This window comes from Terrisphaera buseokensis (assembly GCF_047521145.2).
GTDB lineage: Bacteria > Verrucomicrobiota > Verrucomicrobiia > Opitutales > Opitutaceae > ER46.
Window position 1 is genome coordinate 4,514,938 of record NZ_CM134186.1, and the last position, 13,811, is coordinate 4,528,748.

At 66.0% G+C, this 13,811-nt stretch carries 11 protein-coding genes; 3 read left to right on the plus strand and 8 right to left on the minus strand.

From position 1 onward, the window contains the following. Positions 1 to 137: 137 nt before the first annotated feature. Positions 138 to 1,340: a Gfo/Idh/MocA family protein gene (locus ACLJEU_RS16965; protein WP_414660326.1), complete on the minus strand. Its 1,203-nt coding sequence runs from the start codon at positions 1,338 to 1,340 to the stop codon at positions 138 to 140. A 320-nt stretch (positions 1,341 to 1,660) separates the two neighbouring features. Here ACLJEU_RS16965 and ACLJEU_RS16970 point away from each other — a divergent pair, with 320 nt between their 5' ends. Genes ACLJEU_RS16970 through ACLJEU_RS16980 form a run of 3 tightly spaced genes read left to right on the plus strand, consistent with a single transcriptional unit; the run spans position 1,661 to position 6,303 of the window. Continuing rightward, the gene (locus ACLJEU_RS16970; protein WP_414660325.1) at positions 1,661 to 3,925 is read left to right on the plus strand and encodes a PAS domain-containing sensor histidine kinase; all 2,265 of its coding nucleotides are present in this window, start codon (positions 1,661 to 1,663) and stop codon (positions 3,923 to 3,925) included. After that, on the plus strand, positions 3,922 to 4,374 hold the full coding sequence (locus ACLJEU_RS16975) for a response regulator (RefSeq protein WP_414660324.1): 453 nt from the start codon (positions 3,922 to 3,924) through the stop codon (positions 4,372 to 4,374). The genes ACLJEU_RS16970 and ACLJEU_RS16975 overlap by 4 nt, the downstream gene beginning before the upstream one ends. Before the next feature lie 33 nt (positions 4,375 to 4,407). Then, positions 4,408 to 6,303 carry a response regulator gene (locus ACLJEU_RS16980; RefSeq protein ID WP_414660323.1) on the plus strand — a complete coding sequence of 632 codons (1,896 nt, stop codon included), beginning with the start codon at positions 4,408 to 4,410 and terminating at the stop codon, positions 6,301 to 6,303. A 185-nt stretch (positions 6,304 to 6,488) separates the two neighbouring features. On the opposite strand, the gene ACLJEU_RS16985 is transcribed toward ACLJEU_RS16980, so the two are convergent. The 7 genes from ACLJEU_RS16985 to ACLJEU_RS17015 all read right to left on the minus strand — a co-directional run bounded on the left by ACLJEU_RS16985 (position 6,489) and on the right by ACLJEU_RS17015 (position 13,789). After that, positions 6,489 to 6,929 (minus strand): isoamylase early set domain-containing protein, encoded by a 441-nt coding sequence (locus ACLJEU_RS16985; RefSeq protein WP_414660322.1) that lies wholly within the window; start codon positions 6,927 to 6,929, stop codon positions 6,489 to 6,491. 406 nt (positions 6,930 to 7,335) lie between these two features. Next, a complete protein-coding gene (locus ACLJEU_RS16990) occupies positions 7,336 to 8,454 on the minus strand; it encodes a Gfo/Idh/MocA family protein (protein WP_414660321.1) in 1,119 nt (372 codons plus the stop codon). 3 nt (positions 8,455 to 8,457) lie between these two features. Next, on the minus strand, positions 8,458 to 9,528 hold the full coding sequence (locus ACLJEU_RS16995) for a Gfo/Idh/MocA family protein (RefSeq protein WP_414660320.1): 1,071 nt from the start codon (positions 9,526 to 9,528) through the stop codon (positions 8,458 to 8,460). A gap of 98 nt (positions 9,529 to 9,626) precedes the next feature. Next, entirely contained in the window at positions 9,627 to 10,466 is an 840-nt protein-coding gene (locus ACLJEU_RS17000) for an MBL fold metallo-hydrolase (protein ID WP_414660319.1), read from the minus strand. Positions 10,467 to 10,557: 91 nt separating this feature from the next. After that, positions 10,558 to 11,592 carry a methionine synthase gene (locus ACLJEU_RS17005; protein ID WP_414660318.1) on the minus strand — a complete coding sequence of 345 codons (1,035 nt, stop codon included), beginning with the start codon at positions 11,590 to 11,592 and terminating at the stop codon, positions 10,558 to 10,560. Positions 11,593 to 11,605: 13 nt separating this feature from the next. After that, positions 11,606 to 12,490: a sugar phosphate isomerase/epimerase family protein gene (locus ACLJEU_RS17010; protein ID WP_414660317.1), complete on the minus strand. Its 885-nt coding sequence runs from the start codon at positions 12,488 to 12,490 to the stop codon at positions 11,606 to 11,608. A gap of 72 nt (positions 12,491 to 12,562) precedes the next feature. Further along, positions 12,563 to 13,789, minus strand: coding sequence for a Gfo/Idh/MocA family protein (locus ACLJEU_RS17015; RefSeq protein ID WP_414660316.1), 1,227 nt, complete (start codon positions 13,787 to 13,789; stop codon positions 12,563 to 12,565). Positions 13,790 to 13,811: the final 22 nt, after the last annotated feature.

A 13,811-nucleotide genomic window follows, 5' to 3' on the forward strand; every position in this document is an offset into this window, starting at 1 on the left:
AGCGAGGTGAGAGATGAGGGGTGAGAGTTGAGAGAACAGACATGTGGAAGCCCATCGATTTACGGATAGACGCTGACGTTTCTCTCAACTCTCAGCCCTCAACTCTCAACTGCGATGCGCCCGCGCATCGCCTCCCCTCACGCATCAAACCCCGGCACCTTCAGCCGTTCGCCGTCCTTCAGCGCGGATTGGTGGGCGACGATGCCGGGGGCGGTGTAGGCGACGGCTTCATAGACGTCGACCACCGGACGACGCCGCTGCCGCACGGCGTCGACGAACTCGTGGGTGATGAAGGTGTGCGATCCTTCGTGACCGCTGTTGTGCCGCAGCGGCGCGGGCAGCAGATCGGTGGCCCACCACTGCGGCACCGCATAAGTCTCGAACGCGCTCAACGCCCGCTCGAAGCCGCCGCTGTCCTTCTCGGTCTGCTTGCCGGCCCGGACAATCGTGGCGCCGAGGCCGTTCGGATCGGGAAAAAAGAAACTCATCTTGTCGCCGTAGAAACGCGCGCGCTCGCCCCCGCGATGCGCCCCGCGCCACCACACTTGCACCTGCATCGTGTTGCCGCGATTGGTGCGGAACTGCGCGGTCTCGTTCCAAAACGGATTCTGGTACGGGTTGCCGCGGAGCAACGGATCGTTGTCGCCCCACCCCAGGCAGGACACCTCGGTCAGCCGCTCGCCGGTGAGGCTGATCAGGTGGGCCGTGCAGTGCGTCGGATAATTCATCGGCGCCAGCCCGTGACGCCACGTCGGCTTGCCGTTCTCGAACCACAGCGACTCCAGCCCCGCGTGATGATACATCGACTCGGTGCAGTAGATGTTGCCGAACTTGCCCTCGCGGAAGAACTGTCGCGCCGAAATCGTCGGCTGCTGCCAGACGCTCGTCTCCGCCATCATGTAGGTGAGGCCCGTTGCCTTCACCGTATCAATCAACTGGCGACACTCCTCGAGTGTCATCGCCGCGGGCACCGCGCACAGGACGTGTTTCCCGGCTTTCAGCGCGAGGACTGCGTGGCGGACGTGATCGGGTGCCGGCGTCGCGATGAACACCGCCTCCACAGCCCGGTCGAGGAGGAGCTGCTCCAGGGAGTCGTAGGCCTTGGCGCAGCGATACACCTTCTGCAGCGCCGCCCGCCGGTCCGCGCGCAGATCACTCACCGCTTCGACGATGCAGTCCGGGTGTTCGTGAAACTGAAACGTCGCCCCGAAACGACCGCCCACCACGCCCATCCGGAGTTTGCGGCCGCTGCCAGGCTCGCCCGCCAGGGCCAGCCGCGAACTCAGCGCCACACTCGCGGCCGCGACGCCGGCAGTGTGCACAAACGAACGACGATTCATGGGAGCAGGGGAATGCATGAGGGGAAGCGGACGTTGAAAACGCGTTCGCGCGAGGTCAACGACGGCCGCGATCGAGGCACCGCAAAAGGCGTCAAGCCTGGATTCTACCGGAATCCCGGTAGTCAGGGTCGTCGCGACCCCAATCCGGCCCACCCGACCATCCGTACCGATCGGTGGCTTTCGCTCCTTGAGCGGGCGCGCCGCCCGATCAACGACGCCACATGGAGAACCACCGGGCTGATCTTTCGTCCCAGACCGTTCCCTTGTCGGACCGGACGGCGCGACCTCGCGCCCCGACGGATCCGGATGAGGCGGCCTGCGTGGCCACCTACGGAAAAATGCTGGGCGCGCTTGCGCTCGCCGTTGTCAGCCTGGTCGCCCTCGGCCTGATCGCGTTGTACGCCGTGGTGCAGTTGCGCGCGGACGCTGCGTGCTCCACCCGGACGCAGGCGATCATCGGCGGCGGCGCTCTGCTGGCCTGCGGACTGCTCAGCCTCGCCGTGATCGCGTTCCGCCGCGACTTTGCCGGACGCCGGAAGGCGGAAGAGGCGCGGCGGCGGAGCGAGGAAAGCCTTGCGGTGACGCTCCACTCCATCGGGGACGCGGTGCTTGCGGCTGACACCGCCGGCCGGATCACCCGGATGAATCGCGTGGCGGAGCAGCTCACGGGCTGGAGCTTCGGCGAAGCCGAGGGCCGGCCGACGGAGGAGGTGTTTCGGGTGGTCCACGAGAAGACCCGGCATCCGCTCGCCGTCTCGGTGCACCAGGCCCTCGACACCGGCACCGCCCACGGCCTCACCCGCCAGGCGCTGCTCGTGGCCCGTGACGGCGCGGAGCGCCTGATTGCCGAGCGCGCCACTGCGATCCGCGATCACGACCGGAGGGTTCTCGGTGTCGTCCTGGTCTTCCGCGACATCACCGAGGAGCGAGCGGCGGAGGCGCGGCTGGCCTCGGCGCTCGATGAACTCGCGCGCGAGCGGGCGCGGCTCCGCTTTATTTTCGACGCAGTGCCGGTGGGCATCTCTTTCGCGGCCATCGAGGCCGACGGACGGCACTCGCGGCTCGTGAACGACGCCCATCTGCGCATCTGCGGATTGACGGCCGCGGAGTTCGACGCCCCGGAAAACTTCATCCGCATCACGCATCCGGACGATCGCGCGCTGCAGGCCCGCTACGTGCGCGAGCTCGAGGAGGGCACGATCAGTCGTTACGCGATGGACAAGCGCTACGTGAAACCGGACGGCCGCGTCGTCTGGGTGATGCTCTCGTTCCAGCGGCAAACTCTGGCCCACGGCGGTCACGAGGATCTTTCCATCGTGGTCGACATCTCGGATCGGCGCGAGGCGGAGGAGCAAATCCAGCGGCAGAACACGCAACTGCGCGCGTTGTTCGAATCACTGCCCGGCCTCTTCCTCGTCCTCCGGCCCGACCTCACGATTGTCACCGCGACCGACTCGTACCTGCAGTCCGCCATGCTCCGGCGCGACGCCATCGTCGGTCGCGACCTCTTCGACGTCTTTCCGGACAACCCGAACGATCCCGGCGCCACCGGCGTCACCCATCTCCGGCAATCGCTCAACCGGGTGCGGGAGACCCGCGCCGCCGACACCATGGCCATCCAGCGTTACGACGTGCGCCGGCCCGACGGCACGTTCGAGGAGCGGTACTGGAGCCCGATCAACTCACCGCTGCTCGGGCCGGACCGCGAGATCGAGTTCATCATCCACCGCGTCGAGGATGTGACGGACTTTGTGCGGACGAAACCGGCCGGCGGCGCCGACGAGGAACGCACGCTGCGCGCGAAGATGGAAGCGATGGCAGCCGAGATCTTCCGCAGCTCGCACGAGCTGCAATCCGCCAATCAGCGGCTGCGCGCGGCGAACGCGGAATTGGAGTCCTTCTCGTATTCGGTATCCCATGACCTCCGCGCCCCGCTGCGCCACATCCAGGGCTACGTCGCGATGTTGATGCGCGACGCCCAGTACCAGCTCTCGGAAAAGTCCCTGCGTTACCTGAATACGATCGCGGATTCGGGACGCGAGATGGGCCAGCTGATCGACGATCTTCTTGCGTTCTCCCGCATGGGTCGCACGGAGATGAAGGCGACCGTCGTCGCTCTCGCCCCGCTCATCGCCTCCATCCGCCAGGACGTCGAGAGCGGTTGCCAGGATCGGTCCATCACCTGGACCGTCGCACCGCTGCCCGATGTTCGCGGCGACCCCGCGATGATCCGGCAAATCTTCGCCAATCTCGTCGGCAACGCCGTCAAGTACACCCGGAACCGTCATCCGGCACAGATCACTCTCGGCACGTGCGGCGAGGAGCAGGGCCGCGTCATCCTCTTCGTCCGGGACAACGGCGCCGGCTTCGACATGAAATATGCCGGAAAACTGTTCGGCGTCTTTCAGCGCCTGCATCGCGCCGACGAGTTCGAAGGCACCGGCATCGGTCTGGCGAATGTCCAGCGCATCGTCCTGCGCCACGGCGGACGCATCTGGGCGGACGCCGCCCCCGACGCCGGCGCGACCTTTTTCTTCACCCTCGAGCGCGCGCGGCCGGACCCGCCCGCCCCGCTTTCCCCATGAATCCCAAACGCATCCTGCTGGTGGAAGACAGTCCGCGCGACACCGAGATGACGATCGACGCGTTTCAGCAATACCACCTCGCCAACGAAATCGTCGCGTTGCGCGACGGCGCGGAGGCGCTCGACTACCTGAATCGTCGCGGGGCCTACGCGGACCGCGCCGAGGGCAATCCCGCCGTCATTCTCCTCGATCTGAAAATGCCGCGCGTCGACGGACTCGAGGTGCTGCGTCAGATCAAGGCCGACGCCCGCCTCCGGGTCATCCCCGTGGTGGTGATGACGTCCTCCCGCGAGGAGCAGGATCTCGTGCAAAGCTACCAACTCGGCGTGAATGCGTACGTCGTGAAACCGCTCGAGTTCCACGCGTTCATCGAGGCCATCAAGGTCGTAGGCGCCTTCTGGGCCCTCCTCAATGAACCGCCACCGCGTGAACTTCCACCCGCGCCCTGATGACGCCGTCCGTTGTCCGCAGCTCCACCCGGCATGAGAATCCTCCATCTTGAAGACAACCGGCACGACGCCGAACTCGTCGCCGATCTCCTCAAATCCCAGTGGCCCGAGTGCCAGGTCACCGTGGTGTCGAACCGCGAGAGTTTTCTCGCGGCGCTCGCCGGACCGGGACACGACGTCATCCTGTCCGACTTCAAGATTCCGGGCTTCAGCGGCCAGGAGGCGCTGCAGCTGACGCTCGAGCTGGCACCCGACACGCCGTTCATTTTCCTCTCCGGCACCGTGGGCGAGGACACCGCCGTCGAGCTCGTGCACAGCGGGGCGGCCGACTATCTATTGAAGGATCGGATGCAGCGGCTGCCGCTTGCGATTCAGCGGGCCATGCGCGAGAAGGCGGAGCAGCGGCGGCAGCGCGACGACGCGGAACGCATTCGCGAACAGGCCGAGTTGTTGAACCAGGCGCGCGACGGCATCATCGTCACCGATCTGGATGACCGGATCATCTTCTGGAACCGCGGTGCCGAACGCATTCTCGGCTGGACCGCCGCGGAGGCGATCGGCCAGCGGCCCGGTGATCATCTCAGCCCGGATATCGCCGGCGACATCCGCGCGATGAACGAACGCGCCACCCAGGCTGACGAGTGGCGGGGCGAGCTCAGGCTCGTCAACAAGCAGGGCCAGCCGCTCGTGGTGGAGGTACGAATCACGCTCATCAAGGATCGCGCCGGCCGGCCGAAATCGCGGCTGAAGATCCTGACCGACATCACGGAAAAGAAGAATCTCGAGGAGCAGTACCTGCGCGCCCAACGACTCGAGTGCCTCGGCATGCTGTCCGCGGGCATCGCCCATGATCTCAACAACGCGCTCGCGCCCGTCCTGATGGCGGGACAGCTCCTGCGCACGCGCGCCACGGATCCACGGGATCTGAGCGTGCTCGACATCCTTGAGCGCAGTGCGGGCCGAGGCGCGGCCCTCGTGAAACAGATCGTGTCGTTCGCCGGCGGCGCCGATCACGAAAAGGTCATCATCCAGACCAAGCACCTGCTCCGCGACATCCTCGACCTGGTGCAGGAGACGTTCCCCAAATCAATCAGCGTCGAATCCCGCACCGGCACCGACCTCTGGACGATCCAGGGCAATCCCACGCAGATTCACCAGGTGCTGCTGAACCTCTGCATCAACGCGCGCGACGCCATGCCCGAGGGCGGCAGCCTGCGGCTGAAAGCGGAAAACCGCGTGCTCAGCGAACGCGAGGCCCACGCGCTCCCCGGCTCCTCGCCCGGGCAGTTTCTGGTGCTGGAGGTGGCGGACACCGGCAGCGGCATTCCGCCCGACATCCTCGCGCGCATCTGGGATCCGTTTTTCACGACGAAGGGTGAAGGCAAGGGCACGGGCCTCGGCCTCGCCACCGTTCGCGGTATCGCCGCACGGCACGGAGGCTTCGTCACCGTCGCCTCCGACGTCGGCGTCGGCTCGATCTTTCGCGTCTACCTTCCCGCCGCGATCGATCGCGCGGCGGGCGAACGAGCCGGCGAGTCCGCCCACCCTTTCAGCGCCCGGGGCAACGGTGAACTGGTGTTTGTCGTCGACGACGAACCCAATATCCGCGGCGCGATCAGCGCGATCCTCTCGCAACACGGCTACCGGCCGCTGCCGATGGGCGACGGTATGGAGGCACTTTCGGAATACGCCAACCGCATCGCCGAAGTGTCCCTCGTGATCACTGATCTCGACATGCCGGGCCTCGACGGCCACGCCCTCTCCCATGCCATCCTGCGGCTCAATCCCGCGGTAAAGCTGCTCTTCATCAGCGGCGTGGGGAGCGACGCCGCCCTCAAGGCCAGCGTCGCGAAACTACGGGCGGGATTTCTCGCGAAGCCTTTTTCACCGGACGCACTGCTGCGAAAAGTGCACGAAATCCTCCGGTGACCGATACGATTCGGCCGACCTCCCGCGAATCACGCGGATGGACGCGAATGACGGAGGAAAACAGGATCAAACTCGATCGACGCACACGCGCGAAAGAGGGATCAGTTCTCCTAGTATTCATTCGCGTTCCTTCGCGTGATTCGCGGGCCACTGCAAGGTTGTTGCCGCTCCTCGCGCCCCCGGGGTCAGACGACGACCACGGCGTCGAAACTGCCGTAGCTGTTCATCGCCGTCTGCTGCGCATTCGGATCATCGTGCCACTCGCCGTCCACGATCAGCCGGTAATGATACTCGCCGGGCGGCAGCGACAGCTCGATCGACCAATCGCCGATCGAGTCACGCTTCATCGGGTTTGCCCGTTGATTCCAGTCATTGAACGATCCGACGACGAACACTTCGCGCGCGTCGGGGTTGAAGTAGCCGAAGCGCACCGCCTTCAACTCCACGGGCGCGGCCATTGCCGGTGACTCCAGGGATTCCACCGGGAATTCGCTGGTGACCTCGAGCGCCACGGCCACGGTTTCCTCAAGGACAGCCGGGATGGGCTTGGCGGAAGAACGAGCCGGGTGCGCCGCAGCGCGCGCGCGGCCCGAGGATTTAACGGCGGAGGACGAGTGCTTTTTCATGGGAATGAACGGAATCGCACGGCTCTCCGGGGCGACGATTCCATGCGGGCATTGTAGTCTGATCCCGGACATTTGCGTCGCCTTTCTTGTCCTCCAGTGGGCGTTCCTTGTCGCACCCGCCAAACGCAATCCGCGCATTGACGCCAGCCGCCCGCACCGCCGCGCGGAGAATCGAAGGTACTCCGGGCAACGCGACGCGTGCGCCGTGGCACGCCCACGTCTGCCGCGGTCGGGACCAGCTCCCTTTGAGCGGAACAATCAAGGTGCCCGCGAATGAAGCGAACGGCCGCGAAGAGGCGGAAAGTGAAACGAAGCCGGGCGCCGGACTGGATTGCCGTCCGCAATTCGCTTTCCTGCGCGTGATTCGCGGGAGCTCTTCAACCAGTGTTGGCGCAGCGACCGCGTGCTACGGAGCGTAACGGCTGACGGTTCCCGGCTGGCACGGTTCGCCCGAGTCCGCACTGGCCAGCGCGGCAAAAGCAAGCGCGAGGCTGTCACGGTTGTTGCGGCCACTGTTGCCCGGTTCACGGTCCTGCTCGATGGCGCAGAGCAACTCGCCCATCGCGCCCTGAAAACCGCTCGTGAACCACGTGCCCTCGAGCGACACCGTCGCCTGCCCCGCCCTCGTGTGCACGGTCACGGTCTGCTGCGACAAACTCGAGCCGAAGCTGCGCAAGGTACCGCGACTGCCGCAAATCACCGTGCGATCCTCCTGCCCTTCGCGGACGTGGCCGTTGAAGTTCAGCCGCACCTGCGCGTCCGGATAATCGATCGTGACGTGGCCGAGGATCGGCGGCCACATCTGCTGGAAATCCGTGCGCCGCACGCTCGCCCACACCCGTTCCGGCGTGCGTCCGCGCATCAAACGCGCCGCCATGTCGAACCAGTGAATGCCGAAATCGAAAAGCACGAGATGGCGAATCTTCTCGAAGGCCGTGCCGGCTGTCCACGTGTGATCCCATTGCAGGGTGAAGTCGATGCTCGCCACGTTTCCCACCACGCCGGCTTCAACCGCCGCCGCGAGATAACTGAAATGCGGCGCCCAGCGGCCGTTCTGGTTCACCGCGAGCTTCACGCGGTTCTCATCCGCGAGCGCGACCAGGCGATCGCCGACCGCGAGATCGAGCACGAACGGCTTCTGGCTCAACACATGTTTCTGCGCCCGCAACGCGGCCTCCATCACCGTCACGCGCGCTTCGGGATGCAGCGCCACGTCCACGACCTCGATGTCGTCCCGCAACAGGACGTCGCGATAATCCGTGTACACGCGTGCCTCGGGAAAGAACTCCAGGCGTCGCTTCTCCGCCCGCGCCTGCTCGCAGTCACACAGCGCAATGACAGCCAGGCCCATCTCGTCGTACGCCCGGAGATGATACTCGGAAATCCCCCCGCACCCAATCAGGGCGACGTTGGGGCGGTAGGCGTGGGGCCGCGGCGGCAGGTACGGCACCACCGGCACCGGCATCACGCGGCGCGTCCCGGCCGCACTCAATCCATACGTCCCGCCCGGTTTTGCGTCATTCATGGTTCAGTCGACAAGGTTTACGGTCCGGCCAAGCCGCGCACTCAGGATCGCGCTGTCGACGATCTGCTGGCCGATGCGCGAGATCTTCGGCGACAGCGGCCCCTCGAGCGGCCGGCCCTCGCGGAGGCAGTGCACGAAATACTGGATCGGATCGGCGAACGGTGCGCGCAGTTCATCCACGGGCACGATCTCGCCCCCCGGATGCGCTCGGCTCTGCACGCGAATCGTGGGTTCGTAGTCGTAACTGCTGATCGTGCCCTCCTCGCCCTTCAGCACGAAACCGCACTTCGGCTGCGGCTGCTGGATCCAGGGATCGGTGAACGTTCCCCAGCGCGTCTCGAACTTCGACAGCCCGCTCGCATACCGCGCAACCGTGATGCTGTGCTCATCCACTTCCAGTCCGCGCGCACCCGCGGTGACGGCGGTGACTTCGCTCGGCTTTTTGCCGTCGTGAAACCACGTGCCAAGCGTCGTACCGTAGCCGAGATAATCGAGCAGCGAGCCGCCGCCGCGCTTCTTCCGATAGAACCAGCTCTCCCGCTTCATCGCCGCCGTCGGCGCAATCGCGAGCTTGTCCGCCGCATGCCAGAGCGGCCCCCGATTGCCATCGTAGAAATGCACCTCCTGCAGCGCACCGATCCGCCCTTCGCGCACCAGCCGGTGCGCCGTGACGTGCGCCGGCACCCACCGCAACGGCCAGTTAATCGCGAGCAGCCGCTTGGTGCGCTTCACCGCGGCAATCATGCGATCGGCCTCGGCCAGTGACGCCGCGAACGGTTTCTCCACAAACACGTGCGCCCGGTACGGCGCGACAAGTTCGACATAGTCCGCATGACGCGCCGTCGCCGGACACAACACGACAAAGTCCGGCTCGGTCGCCGCCAGGCAGCGGTGCGGATCCGTGAACACGCGCTCGGGCGGAATCGCGAAGTTGGCCATCGCCTCCCGCATCCGCGCGGGATCCTCGTCACAGATGCCGGCAATCTCCACGTCCGGGTGCTGATGACACTTTCGCAGCAGATCGCCCATGTGCATGTGATCGAAATTCAGACCGACGACTTTGAGCTTTTTCATGGAGAGAATGCGGCGACCGTTTCCGGCCGTCAGGAAAACAGCGCCGCCCGCCCGATGACAACTCCGCGCTGCACCAGCCCTCGGGGTCGCCCGCCGGCTCACGTGCGGGCGTCCAGCGTCCACCGCTCGCCCGCCCGCAACACCGCACACGCCTGCCCGAGCCGCGCGCATTCCGCAACACACCCCGCGGGCGAAGCGGTGTTGAAGGTGAACATCTCGTAGTGACACGGGACCACGACCCGCGCGCCGATCGCGTGCGCCAATCGCGCGGCTTCGACGCCGTCGAGGTTGCCCGACACCCGGCGCTCCGGCGCGCGGCCGTTGATCGGCAACAGCGCGAGGTCCACCGCCCACGGCCGCAGCCGCGCCTCCATGCTTGGGAACAGCACGGTGTCGCCGCTGTGATAGATTCGAAACGCACCGACGCTCACCACGAATCCCGCATACACCGGTGCCAGTTCCTCGTGCGCCGCCGGCACCGCCTCGAGCGTGAACGCACCGAGCGTCACCCGTTCGCCCTCTCGCAACGGCACGAGTCGGTCCACTGCCGCCGCCCCCAGCCGCTCACCGGCCGCAGCCAGCGTCGCGGCCGGCAACACCAGCTTCGCCGCCGGCGACGAGGCAAACAGCGGCCGGAGCGTGTCCGGATCGAAGTGATCGGTGTGTTGGTGCGAGGACGTGACGACCGCGACGAAATCCAGGCGCGCGGGATCCACGACGCGCGCGGTCATGCGCACGTGCGGCTTGTCCGTGGCCGCATACTTCTTCGTCAGCGCATCGCTGAGATAGGGATCGAAAAGCAGGAACTCTCCCGCGTGCAGCAGCAGAAATCCGCTCTGCCCGAGCCACCAGACGTACAGCCGGCCCGGCCCGGCCTCGCGGCGCGCCGACGCCACGTCTGCAAGAAAGGCGTCGTCGTGCAGCGCGGGAACAATCATGACAACGCTTTCCGTGGTCCGCCCTCGGTAGCGCAGGCCTCCGGCCGGCATGCTGCTGCAGCCGGCGGGACGCCGGCGCGCCCAGGTGCACTCACAACCCGCACTCCTTTTTCACCTGGCGGATCCCGGCGACCAGGTTTCGCAGCTTGGGCTGCGCGGCCCAGCGCGCGGTCTGGCTCAGGCCGCAATCCGGCGCGAACACGAGGCGGTCGGCCGGCGCATGTTTGAGACAGAGCCGCACGCGGTCGGCGACGTTCTCCGGAGTTTCGATGTAATAGCTTTTCACGTCGATGATGCCGACGGCGACATCCATGCGCTGCGCGATCGCTGCGATCAACTCAATCTCGGCAAACTCCCGGCTGGCCATCTCCACGTGCATTTCGTCCGCCTTGAAGTCGAGAAACGCGGGAAACATCGGCGCGATGCGGCGCAATCCGACCGCCCGTCCCTTGTAGTTGCCAAAGCACAGGTGCGTGCACAGCCGCGTGCGACCAAACACCGCCTCGACGGTGCGATTGAAGATGTCCACGAAGCGCCGTGTATCCTCTTTGTAAGCATAGCAGCTCATCGAGGGCTCATCGACGCTCACCTCGCGACAGCCGGCCGCCGCCAAATCCTCGAGTTCCTTGCGCACGATCGGCAGCAGCGCCTCGGTGATCGCCCAGCGATCGGCGTACTGCGCATTCGGCACCAGCCGTCCGCTCAGCGTGTACGGCCCGGGCACGCTGGCCTTCAGCGTCGGCCCGGCCGGAGCGAGCCGGCGCAGCCGCTTGAATTCCTCGACCACGCCGAGGCCGCGCGGCGCGCGGAGTTCACCGGTGATGGCGTGCTTGCCGCGCTGATCGTGTGCGGGTGGACCGAACCGCCGCGGAGAGGCCGCCTCGAGTTCGATGCCCTCGATGTAGCCGTAGAACGACAGGTTGAAGTCGAGCCGCGTCTGCTCGCCGTCGGTGATCACATCGAGGCCGGCGCCGACCTGATCGTGCACCGCGGCGATCACGGCGTCGTCCTGGATCTCGCTCACATCGGAGCGCCCGAACACCTCGAGGTGCCGGCTGGCGAACTCCAGCCAGCTCGGGAACGGATAACTGCCAATGACGGAACTGCGCAGGGGACTGGATTGCATGAAGGAAAAGGGATCAGAGGGAACGCGGAAAGATCGGACGTAGGTAATCGAGGTCGTAACGAATGCTGGCCTCGACGCCGAGCGGTGTCTTGACGCCCTCGATGCCGAGCCAGCCGCGATAACCCGCGGCGTCCAGAGCCGTGCGCACGCCGGAAAAGTTGATCGAACCCTTGCCGTACAAATCGTCGTAGTCCTTGAGGTGCACCTCGCAGATCCGTTCGCGGCCCAGGCGTCGGATCGCCGCCCCAATGTCCTCGCCGACCTTCTGCATGTTGCCCACGTCGTAATACACGCGGATGGCGGGCGAATTCACGGCGTCGAGGATCCTTTCCAACTCCGGCGCCTTCAACCACGACTCCAAACCGTACACCACGCCCGCCGCCTCGGCACGCGGCGCGAGCACCTTGAGTCGGCGAATGACCTCGGACACTCCGCTGGGATCGTTGACGAGATCGCCGTTGCTGAAAAACGCGAGCAGGGTCACCCGGGCCCGCATGCGCTGCATGACGCGCACGCTATCGAGCACCCATTGCTCGGTCGCAGCGTGGCTCTTGTACGGCACCGCATTCAAAACGCCCATGGCGAGGGAGGCGATCGCCACCCGGTGCTCCACCGCCGCCGCGAGAATCCGATCCTGCTGCGCCTCGTCGAACAACGGGGGCGTCGTCACGCCCTCCTTCAATCGCCCGAAGTCCACCTGCACGCCATCGAGGCCAATCTTCGCCGCGAGGGCGAAGGCGTCCGGGCTGCAGGTCTTCTGCAGCGTCCAGTCGCAGGCAAAGATCCGAAAGCCCGACGCCGGAGCGGCCGTCGTCGATTCCGCCGCGCGGGCTGCACCGAGCAAGGCCGCGGCCCCGACCGAGGACTTGAGAAACGTGCGACGGGTGAGGGAATTCATGAGGTGGTGGCGGGAGCGCAGGCGTCCCGCCTGCCAGGATCGGAAGAAGATGGGACGCCTGCGCTCCCAGGTTCAGGCATGCAGACCGAAGAGCTCCGGTTGTAGTACCTTTTTGGATGCCACCAGTTCCGCCCAGGTGACCGTGCGTTTCTCGTAGGCAGCCGTGCGGCCCATGATGGCCACAAGATTGCTCGTCACGCTCGGCGCGACGGTGGCGTTGGTCACATCCTGCTTCTGCACCGCCGCGTGGAACGCGCGGATGTTCGCAACCGCGCCCTCCTTGTAGATTCCACCCGTTTTCCCACCGCGGTAGAACGTATCGCCCGCGCCACGGATCAGGACGTCGCCGCCGTAGGCCGTCATCAGCACGCCCTTGCTGCCAAACATCCGGTTGAGGATGCCGCCGGGCGTGCCGTGCGCGTCGAACTGCCGCGAACTAAAGGTCACGCCGATCTGGTTCGCATACTCGTAAGTCAGCGCGAAATGATCCCAGGCATTGCCCGCATCGAGCCGGACGCGGCGGCCGCCGGTGCCGGTGCAGCGCAGCGGCGGCGTGTCCTTCATGACCCAGCTCATCACGTCGATGGCGTGGATATTCTGTTCGACAATGATGTCCCCCGACAGCGCCTGATCGAACACCCAGTTCTTCAGCCGCGCCTCCGGCGTTCCGGGCGGCGCCTTCAAGGCGAGGCGTCCGTCGTGATACGATGCCTCGCCAAAACACAGATCGCCCAACGCTCCCGCGTGCACGCGGCGCAGCGCCTCGAGGTAGAACTCGTTCGTCCGGGTCTGAAAGTCCACGAGGAACACCTTTCCTTGCTTGCGCGCCGTATCGGCGCTCGCGGTGATCGCGTGGCAGCCCGGGACGTCCACCGCCACCGGCTTTGCGAGGTAAACGTTCATGCCCGCGGCCACCGCCGCCTGAGCCTGTCCAGGGTGGAAATACGGCGGACTGATGATCGCCACGGCATCGAGTTTCCCCCGCGCGATCAGTTTCTCGGCGCACTTGAGGCCGGTGAACGTGCGCGCCGATGGCACGCCGAACTTGCCCGCCGCCTCGTTCACCGCCTCCGGAAAATAGTCCGCGAGCCCCGCGATCTCATAGCCTCCGTGCTCCGCGAAGAGCGCGGTGATCCATTGGCCGCGTTTGCCGCAGCCGATCACCCCGAGTCGAAGCTTGCTGTTGGCCGCGCTCCCTTGCGCCACGGCGAGACGCGTGGTCGAGAGCGCAGCCAGACCGAGACCGGCCTGCGCGATGAACTGGCGGCGGGGCAACTCCTGCGACGGGTTCGATTTCATGGGGGTTGGACGATAAACGGAC

Bases quoted from the DNA above. Each gene is read 5' to 3' on its own strand.
- ACLJEU_RS16980 (WP_414660323.1), top strand. From the start codon at position 4,408: ATGAGAATCCTCCATCTTGAAGACAACCGGCACGACGCCGAACTCGTC.
- ACLJEU_RS17005 (WP_414660318.1), bottom strand. From the start codon at position 11,592: ATGCAATCCAGTCCCCTGCGCAGTTCCGTCATTGGCAGTTATCCGTTC.
- ACLJEU_RS17015 (WP_414660316.1), bottom strand. From the start codon at position 13,789: ATGAAATCGAACCCGTCGCAGGAGTTGCCCCGCCGCCAGTTCATCGCG.
- ACLJEU_RS17010 (WP_414660317.1), bottom strand. From the start codon at position 12,490: ATGAATTCCCTCACCCGTCGCACGTTTCTCAAGTCCTCGGTCGGGGCC.
- ACLJEU_RS16985 (WP_414660322.1), bottom strand. From the start codon at position 6,929: ATGAAAAAGCACTCGTCCTCCGCCGTTAAATCCTCGGGCCGCGCGCGC.
- ACLJEU_RS16995 (WP_414660320.1), bottom strand. From the start codon at position 9,528: ATGAAAAAGCTCAAAGTCGTCGGTCTGAATTTCGATCACATGCACATG.
- ACLJEU_RS16975 (WP_414660324.1), top strand. From the start codon at position 3,922: ATGAATCCCAAACGCATCCTGCTGGTGGAAGACAGTCCGCGCGACACC.
- ACLJEU_RS16965 (WP_414660326.1), bottom strand. From the start codon at position 1,340: ATGAATCGTCGTTCGTTTGTGCACACTGCCGGCGTCGCGGCCGCGAGT.
- ACLJEU_RS17000 (WP_414660319.1), bottom strand. From the start codon at position 10,466: ATGATTGTTCCCGCGCTGCACGACGACGCCTTTCTTGCAGACGTGGCG.
- ACLJEU_RS16990 (WP_414660321.1), bottom strand. From the start codon at position 8,454: ATGAATGACGCAAAACCGGGCGGGACGTATGGATTGAGTGCGGCCGGG.